21 protein-coding genes are annotated in these 26,089 nt (G+C 43.0%); all 21 read right to left on the bottom strand.

The window, feature by feature from the left end; genetic code table 11:
• Nucleotides 1-2 precede the first annotated feature (2 nt).
• The 21 genes from asd to CVD28_RS16665 all read right to left on the bottom strand — a co-directional run bounded on the left by asd (nt 3) and on the right by CVD28_RS16665 (nt 26,080).
• Nucleotides 3-1,055 (bottom strand): aspartate-semialdehyde dehydrogenase, encoded by a 1,053-nt coding sequence (gene asd, locus CVD28_RS16765; RefSeq protein WP_101593949.1) that lies wholly within the window; start codon nt 1,053-1,055, stop codon nt 3-5.
• A gap of 188 nt (nt 1,056-1,243) precedes the next feature.
• The gene (gene dpaB / locus CVD28_RS16760) at nt 1,244-1,843 is read right to left on the bottom strand and encodes a dipicolinate synthase subunit B (RefSeq protein ID WP_101593947.1); all 600 of its coding nucleotides are present in this window, start codon (nt 1,841-1,843) and stop codon (nt 1,244-1,246) included.
• The gene (gene dpaA / locus CVD28_RS16755; RefSeq protein ID WP_101593945.1) at nt 1,840-2,742 is read right to left on the bottom strand and encodes a dipicolinic acid synthetase subunit A; all 903 of its coding nucleotides are present in this window, start codon (nt 2,740-2,742) and stop codon (nt 1,840-1,842) included. The genes dpaB and dpaA overlap by 4 nt, the downstream gene beginning before the upstream one ends.
• A 329-nt stretch (nt 2,743-3,071) precedes the next feature.
• Entirely contained in the window at nt 3,072-3,317 is a 246-nt protein-coding gene (locus tag CVD28_RS16750; protein ID WP_101593943.1) for a YlmC/YmxH family sporulation protein, read from the bottom strand.
• 512 nt (nt 3,318-3,829) lie between these two features.
• Nucleotides 3,830-5,059, bottom strand: coding sequence for a M16 family metallopeptidase (locus tag CVD28_RS16745; protein ID WP_101593940.1), 1,230 nt, complete (start codon nt 5,057-5,059; stop codon nt 3,830-3,832).
• A 464-nt stretch (nt 5,060-5,523) separates the two neighbouring features.
• A complete protein-coding gene (locus CVD28_RS16740) occupies nt 5,524-6,483 on the bottom strand; it encodes a polysaccharide deacetylase family protein (RefSeq protein ID WP_101593937.1) in 960 nt (319 codons plus the stop codon).
• A gap of 369 nt (nt 6,484-6,852) precedes the next feature.
• Nucleotides 6,853-8,973 (bottom strand): polyribonucleotide nucleotidyltransferase, encoded by a 2,121-nt coding sequence (pnp, locus tag CVD28_RS16735; RefSeq protein ID WP_101593935.1) that lies wholly within the window; start codon nt 8,971-8,973, stop codon nt 6,853-6,855.
• A 180-nt stretch (nt 8,974-9,153) separates the two neighbouring features.
• Nucleotides 9,154-9,423 (bottom strand): 30S ribosomal protein S15, encoded by a 270-nt coding sequence (gene rpsO / locus CVD28_RS16730; RefSeq protein ID WP_101593931.1) that lies wholly within the window; start codon nt 9,421-9,423, stop codon nt 9,154-9,156.
• A 131-nt stretch (nt 9,424-9,554) separates the two neighbouring features.
• A complete protein-coding gene (ribF, locus tag CVD28_RS16725) occupies nt 9,555-10,505 on the bottom strand; it encodes a bifunctional riboflavin kinase/FAD synthetase (protein ID WP_101593928.1) in 951 nt (316 codons plus the stop codon).
• A gap of 125 nt (nt 10,506-10,630) precedes the next feature.
• Nucleotides 10,631-11,545 (bottom strand): tRNA pseudouridine(55) synthase TruB, encoded by a 915-nt coding sequence (gene truB / locus CVD28_RS16720; protein WP_101593926.1) that lies wholly within the window; start codon nt 11,543-11,545, stop codon nt 10,631-10,633.
• A gap of 154 nt (nt 11,546-11,699) precedes the next feature.
• Nucleotides 11,700-12,068 (bottom strand): 30S ribosome-binding factor RbfA, encoded by a 369-nt coding sequence (rbfA, locus tag CVD28_RS16715; RefSeq protein WP_101593924.1) that lies wholly within the window; start codon nt 12,066-12,068, stop codon nt 11,700-11,702.
• A 16-nt stretch (nt 12,069-12,084) separates the two neighbouring features.
• Nucleotides 12,085-12,363 carry a DUF503 domain-containing protein gene (locus CVD28_RS16710; RefSeq protein ID WP_101593922.1) on the bottom strand — a complete coding sequence of 93 codons (279 nt, stop codon included), beginning with the start codon at nt 12,361-12,363 and terminating at the stop codon, nt 12,085-12,087.
• On the bottom strand, nt 12,360-14,588 hold the full coding sequence (gene infB, locus CVD28_RS16705; RefSeq protein WP_101593920.1) for a translation initiation factor IF-2: 2,229 nt from the start codon (nt 14,586-14,588) through the stop codon (nt 12,360-12,362). The genes CVD28_RS16710 and infB overlap by 4 nt, the downstream gene beginning before the upstream one ends.
• A gap of 19 nt (nt 14,589-14,607) precedes the next feature.
• Nucleotides 14,608-14,910, bottom strand: coding sequence for a YlxQ family RNA-binding protein (locus CVD28_RS16700; protein ID WP_101593918.1), 303 nt, complete (start codon nt 14,908-14,910; stop codon nt 14,608-14,610).
• A complete protein-coding gene (gene rnpM, locus CVD28_RS16695; RefSeq protein ID WP_101593916.1) occupies nt 14,907-15,191 on the bottom strand; it encodes an RNase P modulator RnpM in 285 nt (94 codons plus the stop codon). The genes CVD28_RS16700 and rnpM overlap by 4 nt, the downstream gene beginning before the upstream one ends.
• Nucleotides 15,192-15,206: 15 nt before the next feature.
• Complete coding sequence (gene nusA, locus CVD28_RS16690) at nt 15,207-16,328, bottom strand: transcription termination factor NusA (protein WP_101593914.1); 1,122 nt, start codon at nt 16,326-16,328, stop codon at nt 15,207-15,209.
• A gap of 38 nt (nt 16,329-16,366) precedes the next feature.
• Nucleotides 16,367-16,840, bottom strand: a complete 474-nt coding sequence (gene rimP / locus CVD28_RS16685; RefSeq protein ID WP_101593912.1) for a ribosome maturation factor RimP — start codon at nt 16,838-16,840, stop codon at nt 16,367-16,369.
• Nucleotides 16,841-17,240: 400 nt separating this feature from the next.
• A complete protein-coding gene (locus CVD28_RS16680; protein ID WP_101593909.1) occupies nt 17,241-21,560 on the bottom strand; it encodes a PolC-type DNA polymerase III in 4,320 nt (1,439 codons plus the stop codon).
• Between the two features lie 199 nt (nt 21,561-21,759).
• Entirely contained in the window at nt 21,760-23,466 is a 1,707-nt protein-coding gene (locus tag CVD28_RS16675; protein ID WP_101593906.1) for a proline--tRNA ligase, read from the bottom strand.
• A gap of 180 nt (nt 23,467-23,646) precedes the next feature.
• Nucleotides 23,647-24,906, bottom strand: a complete 1,260-nt coding sequence (rseP, locus tag CVD28_RS16670; protein WP_101594240.1) for an RIP metalloprotease RseP — start codon at nt 24,904-24,906, stop codon at nt 23,647-23,649.
• A gap of 22 nt (nt 24,907-24,928) precedes the next feature.
• Nucleotides 24,929-26,080, bottom strand: coding sequence for a 1-deoxy-D-xylulose-5-phosphate reductoisomerase (locus CVD28_RS16665; RefSeq protein WP_101593905.1), 1,152 nt, complete (start codon nt 26,078-26,080; stop codon nt 24,929-24,931).
• Between the last annotated feature and the right edge of the window lie 9 nt (nt 26,081-26,089).

The following is a 26,089-nucleotide window of genomic DNA, read 5'->3' as shown; positions in this document are numbered from 1 at the left end:
TATCATTTCACAGTTACAAGCCCTAATTTAAGCAGGCTCTCAGCAATCTGAACCGAATTCCAGGCTGCACCCTTTAAAAGGTTGTCGGAAACTACCCACATATGGAAGCCCTTGTCCTCGTCCAAGTCCTTACGGATCCTGCCGACAAACACATCATTCTTGCCGACAGCATGCGCAGGCATTGGATAAATTTGGTTTTCGGGCTCATCCTCTAAAATGGCACCCGGAGCATCCTTGAGCAGCTCCTTCAATTCATTTGCTGTAACTCCTGCTTTATCAATCTCAAAATACAAAGATTCAGAATGCCCTGTCACGACCGGTAAACGGACACATGTTGCTGCGACACTAAGATCTTGCATTCCCATGATTTTTTTCGTTTCATTTATCATTTTCATTTCTTCATAAGTAAAGCCATTTTCAACAAACTTATCAATTTGCGGAATCACATTGAATGCAATTTGATAATGCTTATTATCTCCCTTAACAGGCAAAATTTCCGGTTTGATTTCTTCATCATTCAGCAAGGCTTTTGACTGTTCCTTCAGTTCTGAAATAGCCGCTGCTCCGGCACCGGAAACAGCCTGATAAGTCGAAACGATTACCTTCTTTAAACCGAATGCCTTTCTGATTGGTTCCAGAGCGACAACCATTTGAATTGTCGAACAGTTCGGGTTAGCGATAATTCCATTATGCCCCTTCAGGGCTTCTTCGTTTACCTCTGGTACAACGAGAGGAACATTTTCATCCATCCTGAATGCACTTGTATTGTCCACTACAATAGCACCGCGTTTAACCGCTTCGTGAGCCAGCTCCTTCGAAACACTTCCTCCAGCACTAAAAAGAGCAATGTCTACTCCCTCAAAGCTTTCCGGCTTAGCTTCCTGTATGACAATATCTTCTCCCCGAAAATGTGCCTTCGTCCCGGCAGACCGTGCTGATGAAAGAAAAATGATCTTCTTAATAGGCAATTCCCTTTTTTCCAATGTCGCAATCATTTGCTGGCCTACCGCTCCGGTAGCCCCGACTACAGCAATTGTTAAACCTGTTTTTTCCATTTAAATAACCCCTCTTCCCCTTCACCATACCATAGCGAAAATTTATTATCTAATCATACGTTTTAATTTGGGAATACCCCTGAGAATATGATTTATTTTAACATATTCCCGCACCAAAGGAACAACCTTTTTCCGAATAGATCAGTAAAAGGCTGTGCGGCTCCGTACTATATGAAAAGATAATAAAGTTAAGGGAGGTCCTTATACCTTTCAATGATTACCGGCTGGAGCTGCTCTCCATTAATGGCTGCAATCACCGTGTCACTTAGCATGCTCATTCTTGCGACCATTGAATTTGGCTTTTTAAATGGATCATCCTGCCCGAACGGGATAAAATATAAATCCTTTGCTGATATCAGCCTCATGAGGTTAACCCCGTTCAGCCCAAGAGCATCATTTGTTGAAATACCAACAACCACAGGACGGTGATTGCGCATGGTGGCTTTAGCAGCCATGAGTACAGGGGAATCGGTTAAAGCATTTGCCAGCTTACTCATAGAATTCCCGGTTAGCGGAGCGATCACCATGCAATCCAGAGGCAGCTTTGGCCCTAGCGGTTCAGCCTTAACAATTGTATCCACAACATGATGACCGGTTACCTTTTCAAGCCTATCTACCCAATCCTCCCCTTTTCCAAAACGCGTTTCGGTATTTTTAACCGTAGAAGTTACGACCGGAATGACTTCCGCTCCTTGATTTATCAGTTTTTCAATTTCAGGAAATACAATATCATAGGTGCAATGTGAACCTGTTAACCCAAAACCAATTCTTCTCCCTTTTAAACTCATGACGATATCTCCTTTCGTTTACTCAAGTCGTCCATCAGGAGTTGAGCTAGGACATTTGCCAATATTTTGCCGGCTGTTTTTGGAGCGACAATACCCGGCAATCCTGGTGCCAGCAAAGCTTTAATGCCCCTTTTTTCCGCGTAACGGAAATCTGTTCCGCCCGGCTTTGATGCGAGGTCGATTACCAATGTGTGTGCAGGCATTTTAGCAATGACACCAGCTGTGACTACAGGGGCTGGAATGGTGTTAATGCAAATGTCTGTATTAAGGATTTCTTTGCTCAAGTTACTGATATGGAATGGAGTCATCGCCATTTCTGTTATTCTGGCAAGGTCCTCGGTTTTCCGAGCTCCAACTTTTACCTTTGCCCCCAATGCCTGAAAAGTCCTTGCAACACTCATCCCAACCCGGCCAAGGCCCAATACTGTTACATTAGAACCGTGAATGGTAAAGTCCGTGTGCTGGATGGCCATCATAATGGTTCCTTCCACTGTAGGGATAGAATTATAAATGGCCACATCATCCCGCTCAAACAGCTGAACCAGTGGGCGGTTGGCATTTTTGATGATACTGTTCAAATAGTCGTTGCTGATGCCTGAATAAACGGTACAATGCGAGGGAGTTTTTGAAAGCAGCTCCTCGGTTATATACACGTTTTCATTTGAAAAAATTGTTTCAACTTTTCCCTGGGAATTTGTACCTGGAACCGGGAGAATGATTGAGTCGATTTCTGACATATTTATGTCGCTCAGTTTTTCTTTTACTGCGCCCGAATAAGCATGGTCCAGCTGCTCAAAACCCGCTAGCCAAAGCTTTGCATCGAGCTCAGTCAGCTTGCGGATGACTTCAAGCTGCCTGGCGTCGCCGCCAATCACAGCAATTTGGATGCCTGTGAGCATTAACTGTCACCTTCTTTAATTGAAATAGCAATAGCATTAAATTTATTAGCACTACCTCTACATAGTATGAAGTCACGGGGGAAACGGTGAATTAGTTTAAAAGGCTTTCATAAATAAAGAAAGAAAGCCAATAGAGAAGGTTTAATCGAGGAAATCAATAAAGAAAAATAATGATGCAGTTTCATTACCATAGAAAAAGCCTGCATCATTATTGATACAGGCTTAAAGCGTTTTTTAAATAATATAGAATAGAAAGTGCCGCCAACAAGGTTTTAGAAGAATTTGAATTATTAACGTAGACCGCTGGTAAAAAAATGGTCTTGCTTTTCTTATTGAAATTGGTTTTCCGGGATATCGATAATTATCATATCTGTGCCAATTTTTTTTATATGCTGCCAGGGCACACGGATTTCGTTGCCATTTCTTTTAAATCCAAACCATTTTACAGAGGGGATGATTAAAGCAGTTATTTGCCCGGATTCATTTATTTCCAGATCAGTCTGGCCTAATACTCCAAGGCGCTCCGCGCGTTTAACGTCCACTATTTCCTTGCCGCTTAATTCACTGAGCCTCATGTTTCACGCCTCCTATTTTGCCTTATTACTTATCTATATCGTACTTGCAGCAAACTTAGAAGTATTTTTGGCAATAAAGCATTTACTGATTCGACGAGAGACTTTTAGCGTTATTTCAAAAAGGTTACTAAAAAATTGATCTCGCTGGATTGTTTTTCGAAAGCAGCTTTGTCACCTCAATGATTTATGTATCCATTTTAAAATAGATTTTAGGAACGTTCCATAGTAACGTGGAAGGCGCGAAATCCTCGAAAATGCATTCACATTTCCTTCGAGCAGGTTTATTTCAGGATGCTTATTCAACGTCCTGCGGTAGCAGCGGGACGGCTGAGACCCCGCAGGAGTATGCGGCGAGGAGGCTCACCGCCCGCCCCGCAGAAAGCGAAGCGCCTGGAACGGAAATCAACAGAACCCATTAACAGGCCAAATAAAAAAATAACTGCAGACAAACTTGATTTGATCGAGTTTGTCTGCAGTCAGAAAGGCTTGGCATTTACCAAGCCTTACAATGATTATTTTTTCCACTCATCAAGCGGGCTGATTAGTGCCAGGGAATAGGTATCGCCAAAGATTGTATTTCCTAGTGTATTTACGCTTTCCTGGGTGACCTGGTCGATTTGTTCAACAATTTCATCTAGTGTGCGATGATGCTCCAGCAGCAGCTCATTCTTCCCATTTCGGCTCATTCTGCTGTTTGTACTCTCAAGGCTCAGCATCAATCCGCCTTTAAGCTGCTCCTTGCTGTTTCGCAGCTCTTTTTCCGTAATTCCTTCTGCTTTTAACGTTTTTAGCGTATCCTGAATGGTTTCATATAAATTATCAAGCTGGCCTACGCCTGTCCCGCCATAAATTGTTACTAAACCGCTGTCAAGGAACCCAGAATGATAGGAATAAACGGAGTAGGCAAGGCCTCTCTGCTCCCTGACATCCTGGAATAGACGGCTGCTCATGCTTCCTCCGAGAACGTTATTCAGAACGATTAAACTGTATACATCTTCATGGCCGATGTGTAAACCTTCAAAACCAAGGCAAAGATGAGCCTGTTCAGTTTCCTTTTTCCGTGTCAGATGGTTAAAATGAAATTCAGCCTTTTCCAGTTCCCTGCTACCTTTTCCGCCATTAAAGCCTCCAAAGTGCTTTTCAACCTCGTTGATGAACTGCTCTGTTACATTGCCCGCGATTGAGATTACAATCTTATCTGGGGTATACATATCGTGGACATATTCCTTTAGCGTCTCACTTTTAAATGTATCGAGCGTCTCTTCCGTCCCCAGAATGGAATACCCAAGAGGATGTTTTTCATAGACGGCCTTGCTTAGTAAATCGTGCACGATATCATCAGGAGTATCTTCATACATTTTTATTTCTTCAAGAACGACATTTTTTTCTTTTTTTAGCTCTTCCGGATCAAATGCCGAATTAAAAAACATATCTGATAGAATATCCAGAGCGAAGCTTGCGTGATTATCAAGGACTTTTGCATAATAGCAGGTATATTCCTTAGAAGTAAATGCATTCACCTGGCCGCCAATGCTATCAAAAGATTCTGCAATTTCTCTGGCGTTTCTTGTTGTGGTCCCTTTGAAAAACATATGTTCAAGGAAGTGTGAAATCCCGTTTAACTCGGGTGTTTCATTTCTTGAACCCGTTTTAATCCAGACTCCAATCGCTACAGAGCGAACAGTTGGAATATTTTCTAATACGATTCTTACTCCATTTTGGCATGTGTACTTTTTGATCACCCAACATTCCTCCTATTAGTCGCCACAATTAAGTAACAACTCTTGTTGCATAAGAAAAGCGCATGCGCCCTGGTACTGAGAGGACGGCTAATTCCGCCACGTCCTATGGCAACGCCCTCCTGATCCACATCCTGTGGTCCCCCGACTAAGGGTTGTGACGGCTCCTGGTCACAACACAGCATAAGACAAGCGCTGACAGAAGGCGGTTTTGCCTTCCAAAGTGATTGGCTTATGACCAAGGTTGTAACGGCAAATGGTTACAACACTCGAGGCCGGCTTAGGTCGCCACGTCCTGTGGCGCCGCCGGCACTAGCACATCCTGTTCGTCGGGGCTGGGCGTGCAGCTAGACACCTGTACTTGTTAAAAAAGTTAAACCCTATCTTATAGAAAAATAATAACATTACTTGGACAGATAGAGAAAGAAGACGACTTGAGCTTTCATCCAGGCTATCTAGCAAGGACCTCAATGCATGATTCTCTCTTCACTGACCGCTTCTGATACCGTGACAATATGCAGATTTTTCTTTTTGATATTTGTAATTAATATCTCTAAAGATCTTGATGTTGATTCAGTCGGATGCATCAGCACGAACGCACCTGGATGGACTTTGTCAAGAACCCGCTTTGTCAGCACTTCCGGGGTGGGCTTTTGCCAGTCAATCGTATCGACACTCCATAGGATTGTACCAAGGTTAAGCGAATGGGCAATATCTACAGTTTCATCGCGAAAACTGCCGCTTGGCGGGGCAAACCATTTACATTTTACACCAGTCACTGCTTCAATCGCTTCGTTTGTTTTTATAATTTCTTCCCTTGTTTTACCTGCAGAAATGTTCTCCATGAGCGGGTGGCTGTACGAATGATTTCCAATTTCATGCCCGCCTTCAGCAATCATCTCTGCTAATACAGGATTATTTTTCGCCCACCTTCCTTCAAGAAAAAAGGTGGCTTTCACTTCATGCTTTTTCAGAGTTTCCAGCATTTCCTGCAAATATTCATTTCCCCAGGCAACATTAATTAAAAACGAAACAGCAGGCTTTTCCGGATTAGCTTTGTAAATAGGTGCGGGTTTTAAATCCTTGATATGCACCTTTGGCGATACCTGCTTATAAATCAGTTTTTTTTCATCAAACAGCCCATCAGGCTTCATTTTTTTATAAGAAGCCTCTATATCAACCTTTAGTCCATTATGACCCGGAATCGTTTTCCACACTGGATCGATACGGGCATCTGTAGGCGCTTGCTCATATTCCTTTGCCTTCGAATTTATTTCGGCGAATAAAGGGTCCTTTTGGCTCGCTGCTTCCATCGGCCTGTCCTTAATTTCAGTTATGTATTGCTCAACAAAAGGGCTTTGCACCAGTGCATACGAAACTGCTGCAATAGCCGGGACTGCTATAAACCGTCTCCACTTTTCGTTCATTTTAACGTCCTCCCCCATACAAAAAATGTATGAAATACCGGGACAAGGTAGAACGGGCAGAACAGAAAAGACCTGTAAGCTGAGAACTACCTCATTTGAATTTAAATGGAATGATCGATACTTTTTAATTTAACTGGTGCATAAGTTAAAGCTCCTTGGTTCGGACTGTTTTTATAAGCCTTTTCACTCCTAAAAAAAAGGCATGCGAATTCTATCGAACCACATGCCTGGCTATATGAACCAGCAAGAAATCTATTAGCATATGCCTATTCCCAGCTTCACAAGTTCTGGGTTATAAGCCTGGGGCAGCGAAACATTAATCACTGCTAGAGTAGGCATAAACCGGAAAATGCACTTAAACCATTCCTTTTATGATTGGGCATTTTCCGCTGCTTCTTTCTGTGCCTTTAATACTGCTTTACGGGATAAGTTCACCCGTCCTTGCTTATCAATTTCTGTTACCTTAACGAGCAATTCATCACCCAGGGAAACAACGTCCTCAACCTTGCCGACTCTTTCTTCGGCCAGCTCGGAAATATGGACAAGCCCATCTTTCCCGTTAAAGATTTCGACGAATGCACCAAACTTTTCAATACGTTTTACTTTTCCAAGGTACATTTCGCCCACCTGTACCTCTCGGACGATATCCTCAATAATTTTCCTGGCTTTTTGGTTCATATCCTCATGTACGGAAGAAATGAAAACCCGGCCATCCTGCTCAATATCAATCTTGACACCGGTTTCTTCAATAATCTTATTAATTTGCTTTCCGCTTGGCCCGATAACATCTCTGATCTTATCAGGATTTATATTCATCGTAAGAATCTTTGGTGCATATTTAGAAAGTTCGACCCGCGGCTCCTCAATAATTGCCAACATGGATTCAAGGATATGCATCCTTCCCTGCTTGGCTTGCTGCAGTGCCTCTTCAAGAATTTCTCTTGAAAGACCTTCAATTTTAATATCCATCTGAAGAGCAGTTACACCTTTAGCAGTACCCGCCACTTTAAAATCCATGTCCCCTAGATGGTCTTCCATTCCCTGAATATCTGTAAGAATCGTATAGTGTTCACCTGATTTGATAAGACCCATGGCAATACCTGCAACAGGAGCCTTTATCGGTACACCAGCATCCATCATAGCAAGTGTGCTGGCGCAAATACTTGCCTGTGAGGTTGAACCATTTGATTCAAGCACCTCAGAAACAAGCCGTACTGTATAAGGAAAATCAGTCTCAGAAGGGATAACAGGCTCAAGTGCGCGTTCTCCCAATGCTCCATGCCCGATTTCACGGCGTCCCGGGCCCCTCATAGGACCAGTTTCTCCGACAGAGAAGAGCGGGAAATTATAATGGTGCATGAAACGCTTGGATTCTTCTACCCCAAGCCCGTCCAATATCTGCACATCTCCAAGCGCACCCAATGTGCAAATCGATAGCGCCTGAGTTTGTCCCCTTGTAAATAGGCCTGAACCATGGGTGCGAGGAAGAAGTCCCACTTCTGAAGCGAGCGGCCTGATTTCATCTGGATTACGGCCATCTGGACGAACCTTTTCTTCGGTAATGAGTCTGCGAACTTCAGACTTCACAAGCTTACTAAGGATTTCTTTAACCTGTTTCAGCTGATCCGCTTCTGCTTCACGTTCTTCGAATACAGCAACAACCTTATCTTTTACTTCTTTGATCGCTGCTTCTCTAGCATGCTTTTCCTGAACCTGAACTGCCTGATTCATCTCCTGCTCGCATAGAGAACGGATTTCTGCTTCAAGGTCCTTATCTAATTCATATAAAACTACTTGTGTTTTTTCTTTGCCGATTTCTGCAGCAATTTGCTCCTGGAACGCAATCAATTTCTTGATTTCGTCATGTCCGAACATAATTGCTTCTAGCATAACTTCTTCCGGCACCTCTTCAGCACCTGCTTCTACCATGTTTACAGCATCTTTTGTTCCTGCAACTGTAAGGTTAATGTCGCTCTTTTCAAGCTGTTCAAGGGATGGATTAATGATGAATTCATTATTCACTCTCCCTACAATTACACCAGCAATCGGTCCGCCGAAAGGAATGTCCGAAAGCATAAGGGCAAGCGATGAACCAAACATGGCTGCCATTTCAGAGGAACAATCCTGATCCACACTCATTACAATGCTGATTACCTGGACTTCATTACGGAACCCATCAGCAAACAGCGGACGGATCGGGCGGTCAATTAAACGGCTTGCAAGGATTGCCTTTTCGCTTGGTCTGCCCTCACGCTTAATGAATCCTCCAGGAATCTTGCCGACTGCGTATAATCTCTCCTCATAATTTACGGTTAACGGAAAGAAATCCAAGTTTTTTGGCTCTTTTGATGCAGTGGCCGTACTTAAAACTGCTGTATCTCCGTAGCGCACCAATGCTGCGCCATTGGCCTGTTTGGCGAGCTGTCCTGCTTCAACAGTTAATGTTCTGCCAGCCCAATCTAATGAATAAGTATGCTTGCCTTGTTTCATTCTAAATAAACCCCTCTCTGACTTTCTTTACAATAGAGGCTTAAGAAAATCCTAAACCCAAAATTTGTGCGAACTTATATGTGAACGTTTACAAACTATATACCCAGTCTAATCCTATTATGTACGAAAAAAACATCAGTTAACAGCAAAAAAGCGGGAAATTTCCCGCTTTCTTGAAGATTATCGACGTAGACCCAAGCTGTTGATCAGGTTACGGTAACGAGTAACATCCTTGTTACGAAGGTACGTAAGAAGGTTACGGCGTCTACCTACCATTTTAAGAAGACCGCGACGTGAGTGGTGATCTTTCTTATGAACGCGCAAGTGGTCGTTCAAGTTATTGATTTCTTCAGTAAGAACTGCGATCTGTACTTCTGGTGAACCAGTGTCAGTTTCATGAGTTCTGTACTCAGCGATTAATTCATTTTTACGCTCTTGTGTGATTGCCATTTGCAATTACCTCCTAAGGTTTCTTTTAAAAATCACCGGTTACCGAGCCAGCGTCGGAGACTCGACTAGCCAAGCAACGGTTAAATTTCTAACATCTAATAGCTTACAACTTTTTGCCTGTAAAAGCAAGTTTAATCAGTTTTTTTCTTGAAGTATTCCTCTGCTTGTCTCTTGTCAGCGTGTATTTGGCTTACCAGCTCTTCAATCCCGTTAAATTTCTGTTCACTGCGTAACCGCTTATGCCATTCAACCTCTACTGTTTCGCCGTAAATATTTCCGTTAAAATCGAGAACATGTACCTCGACTGTTGGCTGGTCAGGCTGCTTTTCATGGAATGTTGGCTTATAGCCAACATTGCATACACCATGATGCCAAATGCCTTTAATCCTTATTCTAACCGCATATACACCTGTAGCAGGTAAGAGATAATTTTGATCCAATCCAAGATTGGCTGTCGGGAAACCAAGTTTGCTTCCCCTTTTCTCACCATGTATCACTTCACCGCAAGTTGTATAGAAACGGCCGGTCAAGGAGCTGAATTCCTCCATACCTCCTTCCTTTAATACCGATCTAAGGCGGGTAGAACTGATTTTCTCCTCTCCATCGGACTGCTTTTCTACAACCGTTTGAGTAAACGCTGAGCGGGAATGAAACGGCATCGTTTCCATTGTTCCTTTGCCAAGCCGGCCATATGTATAATCAAAACCGGCTACAACATGCTTTACATTCAGCGCAATAATATATTCATCCACGAATTGCTGCGGCAGCAGCTCTGCAAATACCTTAGTAAACTCGACAATGAACAGATACTCAACACCTAAGTGCTTTAAAATGGCTGCCTTGTCCTTAATCGGGGTGATGTAATGCACATGCTGAATATCCCTGGCAAGGACTGCAGACGGATGCGGGTCAAACGTCATGACAGCCGTTTTTAGGCCCTTTAACTCCGCTTCCTGTTTGGCGCTTTCTATAACCTTCTGATGGCCAAAGTGAACACCGTCAAAAAAGCCGAGCGCCAGAGAGAGCGGCGGAAAAGAATCAGCTGTAAAATCATGAGGATGCTCTATTTTTATTACTTCCACATTCCATTCTCCTCGTAAAAGAAAAGCGCAAGCGTCCTTTACACAACAATAATGAAAGAATGTTGCCGGGCGCTGAGCTAAACATTTAATCTGTATTAAAAAAGCACCAATGAACTTACATCTAGTTACTCGTTTCTTAGTACTTTCACTGGTTTCATCAATCCCTTTTTAGATGGATGGTGCTGATAAATGGCCAGCGCTATTCCTTCTGATAATAGGACAAACGGTGTATCTTTTTCAGCTTCAAAATCAGCAGGAAACGGCAGAACCGCACCATTTTTTACTTTCTCTGCTACTGTATCACTAATCAAATATTTGGGCAAATGAAGCAAACCGGACTCTAAAGGGTATAGCAGTTTACCTGCTTCACCAGCCTCTGCACTGCTTTCAATGTGTTCAAATGATAAGCAATCTTTAAGAGCAAATGAGGCCGAACGCGTACGGACCAGATCAGACATATGTGCCGGGTAGCCTAGCTTTTCTCCGATCATTACGGCAAGTGTCCTAATATATGTCCCTTTGCTGCAGCTTACCCGGAACCTGAAAGAGATTGACTCTCCTTCAAACCTCTCCCGTTCATCCAGGAGCTCTAGTTCATATATTGAAACAATTCTAGATGGGCGCTCTATCTCAATTCCAGCCCTTGCATATTCATAAAGTTTTTTTCCATTGACCTTTACGGCTGAAAACATTGGAGGAGTTTGCTCAATCTCTCCAGTAAGAGATTTTAGAACATTAAGAATCATATTACGCGACAACGGTGAGTCTACCTTCTTTTCAGCAACAATCTCTCCGCTGGCATCCTCGGTCGCAGTAGCCGATCCTAGAGTTACTTCACCTTCATATTCCTTGCCGGCATCTGTTATGTATTCCGCAATTTTCGTAGCCCGTCCAATGCAAATCGGCAAAACTCCTGTTACATCTGGATCGAGTGTCCCGGTATGTCCAACTTTTTTAGTTTTCAATAGTTTACGCAGCTTAAAGACACAATCATGGGATGTCATGCCTTTAGGTTTAAACAGGGGAAGAATCCCTTCCATACTGCTGCCTCCTTTCGTCCTGTAAAAAGGGATAAAGCAAAAAACCTTGCCAAATAAAGTGAGTGGCAAGGTTTTTCTATTCTGCCGACTTGGAAAAAAACCAGCTAACAGATTGTGAGTTACTCATTTTGAGCAGCTCATTCGCACTTTTAGCCTATTCCTTATCTTCCTGGCTTGGCTTATCCTCCGAATGAATCTGATGAATAAGAGTCTCAATCCGGTTACCATAATTGATTGATTCGTCAAATTCAAAAAGAATTTCCGGCGTTTTTCGCAGTCTAATGCGCTGGCCGATTTCTGAACGGATAAAACCTTTTGCCTTGGCAAGGCCCTTAAGTGTATTCTCTTTTTGCTCCTCATCACCTAAAACGGAAATATACACGGTAGCCTGCTGCAGGTCCCCAGTGACCGCAACATCTGTTACAGTAACAAAACCAATCCGCGGATCTTTTATTTTCCGTCCGATAATTTCACTTAATTCTTTCTTCATTTGTTCTCCGACACGATTTGAACGAACGCTCATAAAGTCACCCCGCTAACTAAAGCCATTCTATATCTGTAATAGTGCGTTCTAATTCCGGGAACGAGTCAAGATATTCCAATGCATTCTGGATTTCTCGTTCCGTCGCGAGCTTGGAGGAGGTAATGGCAACTATCCCAATTTTGGTCCTTTGCCACACATCCTGAAAATCAAGCTCGGCAACCGAGATATTATACCGCTGTTTCAAACGTGTTATTACACGCTGCAGGACGGCCCGCTTTTCCTTTAAAGACTGAGCCTCATGTATAATGCACTCACATTCGGCATAAAGAATCATGCGCGTTCTACTTCCTCCATAACGTAAGCTTCAATAATGTCGCCTTCCTTTACGTCGTTGAAGTTTTTGATCGTAATCCCGCATTCATAGTTTGTCGCAACTTCTTTCACATCATCCTTAAAGCGCTTCAAAGCATCAATCTGTCCTTCAAAAATAACAACGCCCTGGCGGATAAGCCTTACGCCGCTGTCCCGGGTAATCTTACCATCCGTTACATAAGAACCGGCAATTGTACCGACTTTTGAAACCTTGAAAGTAGTACGGACTTCAGCCTGGCCGATGATTTTTTCTTCAAATTCAGGATCAAGCATACCCTTCATCGCAGCTTCAATCTCGTCTATTACTTTATAAATGATCCGGTGTAAACGAACGTCTACATTTTCAGATTCGGCTGCACGTTTAGCATTTACATCCGGGCGTACATTAAAACCTATGACAATTGCATTGGATGCAGTTGCCAGAATAATATCAGATTCTGTGATAGCTCCCACACCAGTATGGATGATTTTCACCTTCGCGCCTTCTACTTCAATTTTTCGAAGTGATGCGGCAAGGGCTTCGGCAGAACCTTGAACATCCGCTTTTAGGATGATGTTTAGTTCTTTCATTTCCCCTTGTTTCATCTGTTCAAACAAAGTATCAAGCGTAACACGTGATTTTTCATTGCGCTGAGATTGAAGCGTAACCTGTGCTCTTGCTTCACCAACCTGGCGGGCTGTTTTCTCATCTTCCACTACAACGAAGCGATCTCCTGCCTGCGGAACTTCATTAAGACCCGTAATCTCTACAGGTGTTGAAGGGCCGGCATCCTTAACACGGCGGCCAAGATCATTTACCATTGCACGAACACGGCCGAATGAGTTTCCTACTACAATTGGATCACCTACGCGAAGTGTTCCATTTTGAACAAGCAGTGTCGCTACTGCGCCACGGCCTTTATCAAGCTGGGCTTCAATCACGGTTCCGTTTGCACGGGATTTCGGATTTGCCTTATACTCTTCCACTTCACCAACGAGAAGGATCATTTCAAGCAAGCTTTCGATTCCTTCACCTGTTTTTGCTGAGATAGGTACAAAGATCGTGTCTCCGCCCCATGCTTCTGGAACTAGGCCATGTTCTGTCAGTTCCTGCATAACTCGGTCAGGGTTAGCTGCTGGTTTATCTATTTTATTTACCGCGATAATGATTGGTACCTCAGCAGCTTTAGCATGGTTAATCGCTTCTACTGTTTGCGGCATAACTCCGTCATCGGCAGCAACTACGATAATTGTGATGTCGGTTACTTTCGCACCGCGGGCACGCATTGTAGTAAATGCTGCATGTCCAGGAGTATCAAGGAAAGTAATTTTCTTATCACTGACTTCTACCTGGTAAGCACCAATATGCTGCGTAATTCCGCCAGCTTCACCTTCAGTTACTTTCGTGTTGCGGATGGAATCGAGCAATGTAGTTTTACCGTGGTCAACGTGTCCCATGATCGTCACGACAGAAGGGCGCTCTACTAGGTCAGCAGCCTGATCATCTGTTACATGTGATTCAAGGTCGGTAATATCGACAGGGATTGTCTCTTCAACCTCAACACCGTATTCACTTGCAATTAACTCAATTGCATCTTTATCAAGAGACTGGTTTATAGTAGCTACTACTCCAAGCATAAAGAGCTTCTTGATAATTTCAGAGGGCTCTCTGTAGAGCTTTTTGGCTAATTCAGCAACTGTTAAAGATTCTGTGAAAGTGATTTTCTTAGGAAGCTCTCTTACTTTTCTTTGAACAGGTGCTTGGTGCTGATGGTTGGATCTTTGCTTGTTTCTGTTATTTCTATTTCTGTTATTGTTGTTATTGCCTTTATTGAATACCTTTGATTCTTTTGATCTGTTTTCCTGAACCGTCTTTTTGCCTATGACAGGCTTAGCAACTGCTTTTTTCTTCAGCTTTTGTGTGTTAACTGTGTTATCGTCGCCTTCGTCCTCATATTTATCGGGTTTAGGTTCAGAGTTTTCAGCAGGCTTTGAGCTTTGCTGGTTCTGTGGATTATTATTTGGAGAAGTTTTTTTCTCTTCTTTTGCTTTTGCATTGTACGTGCTGTCAAGCTTTTGTATTGTTGAATCATCTAATGCTGCCATATGGTTTGATACCTCGATATTCATGTCTTTTAGTTTCACGATAATGTCCTTGCTTGAAACATTATGTTTTTTCGCATATTCATATACACGTATTTTGGTCATACGTTCACCCCCGTTAAAATTAATCGAGCAGCGTCAGAAGTTTACGTGCAAATCCCTCATCCAGAACAGCAACAGTTACCCGGGCATCTTTGCCGATTGCCTGCCCTAAAACTGTCCGGCTTTCTATTCTCTTTAATGGGACATTGTAAAATGCACATTTATCGGAGATTTTCTTCTCTGTATTTTTCGAAGCATCCAACGAAAGCAGAACCAGCTTTGCATTCTTGCTTCTTACTTCTTTTACCACCAATTCCTCTCCAGAAATCAGCTTTCGCGCCCGACTTGCCAAACCTAATAGAGAAATCCATTGCTCCTGTTTCATTTGGTAGAATGATTCTCCTTTTCAACCATTTCCAGCAGCTGTTCGTAGAGGGAGGGATCAATTTCCGCACTTAAATGATTGGCCAAAGTGTTCTTTTTCTTTGCCAAAAGAATGCTCTCCCTGTCCAATGACAGGTATGCCCCGCGCCCCGATTTTTTTCCGGACGGATCGATGGACACTTCTCCTTCTTTAGAACGGACAATGCGGATCAATTCCTTCTTCGGCTTCATTTCACCTGTAGCGACGCACTTGCGCATTGGAATTTTCTTGCGGCTGTTCACACCTGTCACCTCTATTTATTCGTTATCTTCAGAAAACTCGTCATCCTCCAGGCTTTCCCTGCTCAACAGGAAGTCCTGTTCTTCTACAGGATAAATACCTGCATTACGCGCCTCTGTTTCACTCTTAATATCAATCTTCCAGCCTGTCAATTTCGCTGCAAGCCGCGCATTTTGGCCTCTTTTTCCAATTGCCAGCGACAGCTGATAGTCAGGAACAATTACTGTCGTTGCCTTTTCCTCTTCATGAACCAGTACTTCTACTACCTTTGACGGGCTCAGAGCATTTGCAACAAAAACAACTGGGTCTTCAGACCATTTTACAATGTCAATTTTTTCACCCTTTAATTCATTTACAATGGCTTGAACTCGCTGTCCTTTTGGACCTACGCAAGAGCCGACCGGGTCAACTTCTTCGTTTTCGGCATGAACGGAAATCTTTGAACGGTCGCCGGCTTCACGAGCAACGGACTTAATTTCAACTGTTCCGTCAAATATTTCAGGAACCTCTATTTCAAACAATCGCTTCAATAGTCCCGGATGAGTTCTGGAAACAAAGATTTGTGGACCTTTTGAAGTTTTCTCTACTTTTGTAATAAAGACCTTTATCCGGTCATGCGGTTTGTATTGCTCGTTTGGCATTTGCTCGTTAATCGGCAAAAGCGCTTCAATTTTCCCCAGACTCACATAGATGAACCTGGAATCCTGGCGCTGAACTATACCAGTCATGATATCTTCTTCACGATCGATGAATTCAGAATAAATAATTCCTCGTTCTGCTTCGCGAACACGCTGTGTGACAACCTGTTTGGCAGTCTGGGCAGCAATCCGTCCGAAATCCTTAGGCGTTACTTCCATTTCAACCACATCTTCAATTCGGTAATTTGGATTAATACGCTTTGCCTCTTCTTCAGAAATTTCAAGGCGTGTATCAAATACTTCCTCTACCACTTCTTTACGTGCAAAAACCCTCATAGAACCTGTTCCCAGATTTAAATCTATGCGGACGTTTTGTGCCTGGTTAAAATTCCGGCGATAAGCAGATATCAAAGCGGCTTCAATGGCCTCAATCAAGACGTCCCTTGAAATGCCCTTTTCCTTTTCCAAAATTAGCAGAGCATCCAATAACTCACTGCTCATGGTAGATCCCCCTTCAACGATCATTGATTGCTGTAATTTTAAGAGAAAGTCACAGCCAGCCTTGCCTTAGCAACCTTTTCATAAGGAATTACAATCGTTTTTTTTCTTGTTTTGATTCTCACTTCAACGGTTACTTCACTGCCATCAAAAGAGGATAAAACACCTTCAAATTCTTTTTCACCGTCAATTGGCTCATATGTCTTAATAAAGACATTTTTGCCAATTGCCTTTTGAAAATCCTTATCCTTCTTTAGCGGCCTTTCGGCTCCTGGAGATGAAACCTCCAAGAAATAATTTTGAGGAATAGGGTCGAGTTCATCCAATTTTTCACTGAGCCGTTCACTCACTATGCCGCATTCTTCAATATCAACGCCGGAGTCCTTGTCAATAAATACGCGAAGGAACCAGTTTTTCCCTTCTTTTACGTACTCAACTTCAACTAATTCAAGTCCAAGTTCATCCAGAACCGGTGTGACGAGTTCTTCTACAATTTCTGTAACCTTTTTGCTCATATGGTCCCTCCATACCTGCTTCACTCATTTATAGTGATGGATAGAATGATAAAAAAAGCTGATTACAAAGACGAAAGAGTGGGTTTCCCCACTCTTTTCCTTGGTTTATCTTAGTATTTCCAATAAAAATATACCATAACCAAGATTATTATGCAAACTAGAAAGCGGAAGCGCCCAGAAAGGAACGTCGACTAAGTTCTGGCACATCCTGTGCCAAACGTCGACGTCAGCACATCCTCACAAAGCTGCCGCTTTATTTCGTGCGTGTAATGCTGCCGAAGCGTTCCTTGTCCTGTGCGTCGGGGCTGGGTGCTGCAGCTAGACAAGTGTTCATGTTGATTACGTATATCTCAATATCTCGACTGATACTCCCTAATCTAAATACTAAAGCTTCGCTATATTAAAACAACGATAACTGATTTTGGTCCGGAAGGGCTTCCAGACAGCCATGCTTGTCGAGGAATTCCAAGATTGTTTTTGAAACCTTACCCCGCTGCTGGAGATCCTCTTTTGAGAGAAATTCACCATCTTGCCTTGCACGAACGATGTTCATGGCTGCGTTTGTCCCGAGTCCGGGGATCGAATTGAACGGTGGAATTAATGAATTGCCTTCAATGATAAATTCTGTGGCACTTGATTTATATAGATCTACTTTCTTAAAAGAAAATCCGCGCTCACATGCTTCCAAAGCAAGCTCCAGAACTGTAAGGGTATTTTTTTCTTTTGTAGAAGCTTCAAGCCCTTTTGCATTAATTTCCTCAATTTTAGACCGAATTGCCTGGGATCCTCTTACCATTGCCTCGATCTCGAAGTCTTCAGCCCGCACTGTGAAATAAGCTGCGTAATATAGCAGTGGCAAATGCACTTTAAAATAGGCGATCCTAACTGCCATTAAAACATATGCGGCTGCGTGTGCTTTAGGGAACATGTATTTGATTTTTTTACAGGAATCGATATACCATTCAGGCACTTCATTCTTGCGCATTTCAGCTTCGAACTCTTCAGAAAGGCCTTTACCTTTACGGACTGATTCCATAATTTTAAATGCCAGGGAAGGCTCGAGCCCCTGATAAATCAGATATACCATAATATCGTCACGGCATCCGATAACTTCGCTCAAAGTACAAATCCGGTTATGGATTAGCTCCTGGGCGTTTCCAAGCCATACGTCCGTACCGTGTGAAAGTCCAGATATCTGCACTAGCTCAGAAAATGTTGTTGGTTTCGTGTCCTCTAACATTTGACGGACGAAGCGTGTACCAAACTCAGGAATACCAAGCGTGCCTGTTTTACACATAATTTGGTCCTCTGTAACGCCAAGCGATTCCGTTCCGCTGAAAATTTTCATTACTTCAGGATCATCAGTCGGGATCGTTTTTGGATCTATTCCGCTTAAATCCTGCAGCATCCTGATAACGGTAGGATCGTCGTGCCCGAGAATATCGAGCTTTAAAAGATTATCATGGATGGAATGGAAGTCAAAGTGGGTCGTTTTCCATTCTGATGTTTTATCATCCGCCGGAAACTGGATTGGTGAAAAGTCGTAAATGTCCATATAATCCGGCACTACAATGATTCCCCCAGGATGCTGGCCGGTGGTCCGCTTAACACCTGTACAGCCGGAAACAAGCCGGTCAACTTCGGCTCCTCTTAAATGCAGGTTGTTATCGGAAGCATAGCCTTTCACATAGCCGTAGGCCGTTTTCTCTGCAACTGTACCTATGGTTCCTGCTCGATAAACATAATCTTCACCAAAGAGAACTTTCGTGTAATTATGCGCCTTTGGCTGATATTCTCCCGAGAAGTTCAAATCAATATCGGGAACTTTATCTCCCTTAAATCCAAGAAAGGTTTCGAAAGGAATATCATGGCCATCTTTTTTATATTTGATTCCGCAATCAGGACAGTCCTTATCAGGTAAGTCAAAGCCGGAACCAACCGACCCGTCATTAAAGAATTCAGACTTTTTGCAAATCGGGCACACATAATGCGGCGGCAGAGGGTTAACTTCAGTAATTTCCGTCATCGTTGCGACAAATGAAGAACCTACAGATCCACGTGAACCAACCAGATAGCCGTCATCCAGTGACTTTTTTACAAGCTTATGGGAAATAAGATAGATTACAGCAAAACCGTGGCCAATGATGCTTTTAAGTTCCTTTTCAAGGCGTGCTTCCACTATTTCAGGGAGTTCATCACCATAAATGCTTCGGGCCATTTTATAGCTCATTTCCCGCATTTCCTCGTCTGCGCCTTCAATTTTCGGAGTGTAAAGGTCATCCTTAATCGGCTTAATTGGCTCTATCCAATCAGCGATTTTATTCGAATTTTCCACGACAATTTCTTTTGCTTTTTCAGCTCCAAGGAAGGAAAAAGCCTTCAGCATTTCGTCTGTTGTCCGGAAATGGACATCGGGCAGCTTGTGCCGGTTAAGCGGATTTGCCCCACCCTGAGAGTTAACAAGTATTTTTCTGTAAATTTTATCATTAGGTTCAAGATAATGAACGTTCCCTGTTGCCACGACAGGCTTGTCCAGTTTTTCCCCAAGCTTGGTTATATTTGTAATGATGGCTTCAAGAGATTTTTCATCCCTTACATAATCCATTTCAATCAAATGTTGATAAACCTCTTTAGGATGAACCTCTAGATAATCATAAAATTCGGCGATTTGGATTACCTCATCAAAAGGCTTTTGCATCATTCCCTCAAACACTTCACCCTTGTCACAGCCTGAACCGACAAGAATCCCTTCACGATGCTTTTGCAGCACGGAACGCGGAATCCTAGGCACACGGTAGAAATACTCAAGATGAGAAATCGAGATCAGCTTAAACAAGTTTTTAAGCCCTGTTTCATTTTGTGCAATCAATGTGCAATGGGATGGGCGTGATCTTTGATATGCTGTTCCTCCGCCCATATTATCGTTCAGCCGATCATGGTACTCGATACCTTTTTCAAGGGTGTCTTTTAGCATCTTCAACAGCAAATAGCCAGTTGCTTCGGCATCATAAATCGCCCGGTGATGCTGGGTCAGTTCTATATCGAACCTTTTCGCCAAAGTATTAAGACGGTGGTTTTTTAAATCAGGATAAAGGAACCGCCCTAACTCGAGAGTATCGATTACTGGATTAGCAGCTTTTTCATGCCCGATTTTTTTATAGCCCACATTCAAAAATCCCATATCAAAGCTGGCATTGTGTGCAACCAAGGTGGAATCTTCAGCCCAATCCTTAAAGCGCTGCAATACTTCTCCTACTTCCGGAGCGTTTTGAACTAAATCATCTGTTATACCGGTCAAATCAATCGTCGTTGCTGATAGAGGATGATGCGGATTGGCAAACGATTCAAACTTGTCTATAATTTCACCGTCTTTAATCTTGACTGCGGCCAGTTCAATGATCGTATCATATACAGCTGACAATCCCGTCGTTTCTACGTCAAAGACAACGTATGTATCTTCGGCCAGCAGTCTGTGAGCCTCATTATAAGCAATCGGCACGCCATCATTGACAAGGTTGACCTCCACACCGTAAAGGATTTTAATATCGTTCTTTTTCCCAGCTCCAAACGCTTCAGGAAAAGACTGTGCGCCAGCATGGTCAGTAATCGCTATTGCCTTATGGCCCCACTTCTTTGCCTGGGCTACAAGTGAACTGACTGAACTGACCGCATCCATTTGGCTCATTGGTGAATGGAGATGCAGCTCAACTCGCTTTTCTCCTTCCGGCGCAAGGTCCTGACGGCCAGATTTACTGATTTCATTAATATCATTGGCAATCATAACTAAATCACGGACAAACGTATCATTTTGAATACTGCCCTGGGCACGTACCCACATACCCTTTTTCACCCTGTCAAGAAGAGCAGCATCCTCTTTATCACGGGAGAACATTTTAACCATAATTGAACTCGTATAGTCGGTCACCTTAAAGGTTAACAGAGTGCGTCCACTGCGAAGTTCTTTTGTTTCTGCATGGAAAACATAGCCTTCAATTGCAATTCGGCGTTCCTCGTCGATAATCTGTTCAATCCTGCGGAAATCTGCATCATCCTTGATCGTATAGCCGATCTTAACAGGGCCTTCATACTCGCCGTCATCCTTGCCCTTTTCACTTTCCTTCTTTTGCATTTCAACAAGGGCAGCAAGCCCCTTTGCTTCATCTTCTTTTTTCTTTTCCTCGAGGAATTGCTGATAATCTTCTCCAGGTGAAGAAGAAACCTCAGCATCAAGAGTTAAAGGAGGAAACCCGTACCCGGCATAAATATTGGAAATGATTCCTGAATATTTGCGCTTCAGCTGCCCGGCTTCTGCTTCATTACGGGCTTTGACAACTAGTTTATATCCGTTTACTTTTGGCTCCTGCTCGTTTAAAAGCGATAGAAGGGCAGGGGAAATACCGTCCAGCTCGCTGATACAGCCCTTCCAATATTCTTTGATTAATTGCTCTGTGACAACTGGATTTATTACATTAAGCCTGAACGAAACTGACGCTATATGCGCAAATGCACTGATAAGCTGCATCGACAGACGGGTATATACACTGCATGGTATCAGCTCTTGCAGCCGAAATACAAAATGCCATTTCTTTGATTCTCTTTCAATCGATAGCTTTTCAATTTCCGCACCTGAAAAAAATTTAACGAAGGCATCCTCCGTTAAATTCAGCTGCTGGAGCAAGAGTTGAAATCTCTCTCTTCCGTTTTGTGGATTTGAATCCATTCCCTCTCTCCTAACCTGACAATCTCTTTTAATTTCAGAGGTAATTATACCACACCCTATACCGTTCTCGGCGGGTTTATCCTAAAAAGCATTCTGCAAAAATATCCAATAATCCAAGCAGACTACTTCCTTTTAGAATGAAATAAAACATCCCTGCCGCATTATCCGGCAGGGAAAGATGTGTATTCTTTAGCAGCCCTTAACAGTGCGAAATGATTTTTTCAATAGCCGAAGCGAGTTCTTCTTTTTGAAGCTCAAGCACCTCACCCGTTTTACGTATCTTCATTTCAACAATACCTTCAGAAGCTCTTTTACCAACTGTAATTCTTACAGGAATTCCAATTAAATCGGAATCCGCAAATTTCACTCCTGGCCTTTCCTGCCTGTCATCAAATAAGACTTCATAGCCACTAGCCTTAAGGCTTTGATATATATCGGCTGCCAGTGAGGACTGAGCTTCGTCCTTCATATTAACAGGTATTACATGAAGCTGAAACGGTGCCAGATTTTCCGGCCAAACCAATCCATTTTCATCATTGAATTGCTCAGCAACAGCGGCTAGAGTACGGGAAACGCCTATTCCATAGCAGCCCATGATCATCGGCTGGCTCCGCCCATTTTCATCCAGGAAAGTAGCCTGCATCGCTTCGCTGTATCTGGTTCCCAGCTTAAACACATGCCCTACTTCAATTCCTTTTGCAAATTTAATGATTCCCTCGCCATCTGGGGACGGATCGCCCTCTTGAATAAAACGAAGATCTTCATACTTCACGTTCGGAAAATCCCGGTCAGGATTTACATTCACAAAGTGAAAGTCCTCTTCGTTTGCACCACATACACCGTTAATTACTGAAGCAATGGCATGGTCTGCAACTATTTCAATATTCTCGCCAGTTTTAATTGGCCCAAGGGAACCAATGGAACAATTCATAGCTCTTTTCGTTTCTTCTGCAGTCGCCAGCTCAACTGTTCCTGCATTAAATATATTTTTCAGCTTTATATCATTGACCTCATGATCACCGCGCACAAGAACAAGTACCAGATTTTCATCGATACGGAAAAGCAAGGACTTTATACAGCTTGCCGGGCTGACCTTTAAATATGAAGAAACTTCATCAATACTCTTTTGGTTTTCAGTATGGACTTTTTCCAGTTCCCTATAGGGCTCATCAGTTTTCTGATAAGTGGCTGTTACCGGGGCCATTTCAATATTTGCCGCATAGTCAGATGTATCGGAATAAGCTATTGTATCTTCTCCAATTTCAGAAAGGACCATGAATTCATGTGTATCCTTTCCGCCCATGGCACCTGAATCAGCGATAACTGCCCTAAAATCAAGACCACAGCGGCTAAACACATTCGAATAGGCAGTAAATAATTTATTGTATACCACATCTAGACTTTCCTGATTAGAGTGAAAGGAATAAGCATCCTTCATAATAAATTCCCGTCCGCGGAGCAGTCCGAATCGGGGACGCTTTTCATCACGAAATTTCGTCTGGATTTGATATAGAGTCAGCGGCAGCCGCTTATATGATTTAACCTCATCGCGCACAAGACTGGTAATTACCTCTTCATGGGTTGCTCCAAGGGCGAAATCACGCTGGTGGCGGTCCTTCATCCTCATAAGCTCCGGCCCGTATGTATACCACCTGCCAGATTCCTGCCACAATTCTGCCTGCTGCAAAGCTGGCATTAACAGCTCAACAGCCCCGGCAGCATCCATCTCTTCACGCACGATTGCCTCAATTTTTTGCAATACCTTCCTGCCCAGTGGCAGATAGCTATATATTCCGCTTGAATTTTGCCTCATGTACCCAGCTCTTAGCAACAGCTGATGACTTTTTACTTCAGCATCTGCCGGTATCTCTCTTAAAGTCGGAATTAACGTCATACTTTGCTTCATCTATAAGCACCTCTTATAAAAATAGTCCATATTTCTTTAAAAAAAATCTTTTTGGCGAAAAAAGGTGACTCTTCAACATGAATAGCCTTCCAGCTGTTCTTATTATCGCTTTAATCTCCCTATCCGCCAAGAAGAAACCGGACTTGACGTTCATCGGCTCAAGTCCGGTCTTCTCTTCTTCTATAGGAAAAACCGCTGAATATCATTCCATGTGACAACAAGCATCAACAGCATCAGCAGGGCGAATCCAATAAAATGGACCAGACCCTCTTTTTGTCTGTCAATTGGCTTTCCTCTGACAGCTTCAACCAGGAAGAACATAAGCCTTCCGCCGTCCAGAGCCGGTATTGGCAATAGGTTCATGATCCCAAGATTAATACTAAGCACTCCGGCCCATTTCATTAAGTAGAAAAAGCCAGACTTGGCAACTTCCTCTGTTGAAACATATATTCCAACAGGCCCTGACAGTGCATCAATAGAGAACTGTCCAGTAACAAGCTGGCCTAGCATAACAAATATTTGCTTCGTCCAGAAATAGGTTTCTGTAAAACCATATGAAATAGCTTTTACTGGAGATTTTTCAACCGGCGGGTAAACACCTATAACGCCGATTTTCTCTCCTTCCCGTTCTATTTCCTTAGGTGTAACAGGAACTTCAAGCGTTTTCCCCTCTCGCTCGACCACAAATTCAATTTCTTTTCCGGGATTTTGTTGTATTGTTTGCTGAATATCAGCCCAAGAACTAACTTCCTGCCCGTTAATAGACTGGATAGTGTCGCCGCCCTTTAAACCTGAGGCAATAGCTGCCCCGTCACTTGTCAGCTTTCCGAGCTTAGGTTCATTAACAACAACCCCCTGGAACAAACCGATTATAATAAAGACTACAATCGCCAAAATAAAGTTCATCATCGGACCGGCAAAAATGGCCATCGTCCGCTGTGGGAGAGTTTTTGAAGCAAACTGCCTGTTAAATGGAGCAATCTGTGTTTGAACCCCATCTTCCACTATAGCCGCATCTGGCAGAAGCTTATAGGAACGCAGCGAATTATCATCGCCCTCTTCGTATCCTTGAATTATCAATTTATGTTCCAGATCGGCAATCTCCACATCAATAATAATAGCATTTGGGTATTTTTCTTTGTTATTAACAATGACTTTCTCGACCCGGCCTTCCCGATCGAGCAGCAGCCCTACTCTGTGGCCAGGTTTTATTTCAACCGTTTCCGGATCTTCGCCGGCCATTCTCACAAATCCCCCAAGAGGAAGAAGACGGATTGTATAAAGGGTTTCTCCTTTCTTAAAGGTAAAAACCTTAGGGCCAAACCCGATTGCGAATTCGCGGCAGAGAATTCCGGCACGTTTGGCAAAGACAAGGTGCCCTAGTTCATGAAAAAATACCAAAGCCCCAAAAATAACAATGAAGGAAATCACCGTTTCCAAAGATTGCACCTGCTAACCACCTCTACTTTAATAAAGTTTGAATATATTTCCGTGTTTCCTTATCAGTCAATAGAATTGCTTCTAAACCTGGATCTAAAATAGCCTGATGCCAATCCAGTGCTTTTGCGATCAAATATTCGATTTCAAGAAATGAAATTTTCCCGGACAGAAAAGCTGCAACAGCTTCCTCATTAGCCGCATTGAGGGCAGTTGTCATAGTCCCGCCAGACCGGCCAGCATCATAAGCATATTTTAAGCATGGAAAACGAACAAAGTCCATTTTCGAAAAATGGAGTCGGCCAATTTCTGCGAGATTCAATCGATTAGCTGATGGTAACGGAATTCTGTCCGGATAAGTAAGTGCATACTGAATGGGAACCCGCATGTCTGGTGTTCCTAGCTGTGCTATTACACTGGTATCCTGAAATTCAACCATTGAATGAATAATGCTCTCCCGATGCAGCAGCACATCAATTTTATCGTAATCAATTCCAAACAGCCAGTGCGCCTCAATCACTTCAAGCCCTTTATTCATCATTGAAGCAGAATCAATGGTGATTTTTGCACCCATTGACCAATTTGGATGGTTTAAGGCATCTTCTACTGTAACGCTTTCCAATTCCGCTCGGGTCCTGTCGCGAAAACTTCCTCCAGATGCGGTTATTATTAGCCGTTCAATGTTTTTTTCCTGCTCTCCTTGAAGAGCCTGGAAAATGGCTGAATGCTCACTGTCAACAGGAAGAAGCTTAACGCCTGCCTTCCTGGCTTCACTCGTAACGATATGCCCGGCCGTAACCAGTGTTTCTTTATTAGCAATAGCAATGTCCTTGCCAGCCTTGATTGCTTTTAAAGTAGGCTCAAGTCCGACACTCCCAATAACGGCATTTACTAAAACATCTGCATCGCTGTATGCAGCTACCTCTGCCAGCCCATCGCTACCATACATAAAGGAAATGCCCAGATGAGAGAACTCCGCTTTAAGGCTGTCACAATCTTCTTTTGACAGGACAGATATTAAGTCAGGCTGTACAAAAGGGATAACCTCCCTTAATAAACCTATATTCTTACCGGCAGATAAAGCTACTATCTTAAATTGATCAGGATGCTCCCGGACAATTTCTATTGTCTGTCTCCCAATTGAACCAGTTGCTCCTAACAGACTGATCTTCTTCAAAAAAACAAC

The sequence above is a fragment of the Bacillus sp. M6-12 genome (assembly GCF_002860285.1).
Lineage (GTDB): Bacteria > Bacillota > Bacilli > Bacillales > DSM-1321 > Peribacillus.
The sequence above is the reverse complement of the archived record's forward strand: the minus strand, read 5'-3'. Positions and strand labels throughout refer to the sequence as shown.

Bases quoted from the DNA above. Each gene is read 5' to 3' on its own strand.
- asd (WP_101593949.1), bottom strand. From the start codon at position 1,055: ATGGAAAAAACAGGTTTAACAATTGCTGTAGTCGGGGCTACCGGAGCG.
- dpaB (WP_101593947.1), bottom strand. From the start codon at position 1,843: ATGAGTTTAAAAGGGAGAAGAATTGGTTTTGGGTTAACAGGTTCACAT.
- dpaA (WP_101593945.1), bottom strand. From the start codon at position 2,742: ATGCTCACAGGCATCCAAATTGCTGTGATTGGCGGCGACGCCAGGCAG.
- CVD28_RS16750 (WP_101593943.1), bottom strand. From the start codon at position 3,317: ATGAGGCTCAGTGAATTAAGCGGCAAGGAAATAGTGGACGTTAAACGC.
- CVD28_RS16740 (WP_101593937.1), bottom strand. From the start codon at position 6,483: ATGAACGAAAAGTGGAGACGGTTTATAGCAGTCCCGGCTATTGCAGCA.
- pnp (WP_101593935.1), bottom strand. From the start codon at position 8,973: ATGAAACAAGGCAAGCATACTTATTCATTAGATTGGGCTGGCAGAACA.
- rpsO (WP_101593931.1), bottom strand. From the start codon at position 9,423: ATGGCAATCACACAAGAGCGTAAAAATGAATTAATCGCTGAGTACAGA.
- truB (WP_101593926.1), bottom strand. From the start codon at position 11,545: ATGGAAGGGATTCTTCCCCTGTTTAAACCTAAAGGCATGACATCCCAT.
- rbfA (WP_101593924.1), bottom strand. From the start codon at position 12,068: ATGAGCGTTCGTTCAAATCGTGTCGGAGAACAAATGAAGAAAGAATTA.
- CVD28_RS16710 (WP_101593922.1), bottom strand. From the start codon at position 12,363: ATGATTCTTTATGCCGAATGTGAGTGCATTATACATGAGGCTCAGTCT.
- infB (WP_101593920.1), bottom strand. From the start codon at position 14,588: ATGACCAAAATACGTGTATATGAATATGCGAAAAAACATAATGTTTCA.
- CVD28_RS16700 (WP_101593918.1), bottom strand. From the start codon at position 14,910: ATGAAACAGGAGCAATGGATTTCTCTATTAGGTTTGGCAAGTCGGGCG.
- nusA (WP_101593914.1), bottom strand. From the start codon at position 16,328: ATGAGCAGTGAGTTATTGGATGCTCTGCTAATTTTGGAAAAGGAAAAG.
- rimP (WP_101593912.1), bottom strand. From the start codon at position 16,840: ATGAGCAAAAAGGTTACAGAAATTGTAGAAGAACTCGTCACACCGGTT.
- CVD28_RS16680 (WP_101593909.1), bottom strand. From the start codon at position 21,560: ATGGATTCAAATCCACAAAACGGAAGAGAGAGATTTCAACTCTTGCTC.
- CVD28_RS16675 (WP_101593906.1), bottom strand. From the start codon at position 23,466: ATGAAGCAAAGTATGACGTTAATTCCGACTTTAAGAGAGATACCGGCA.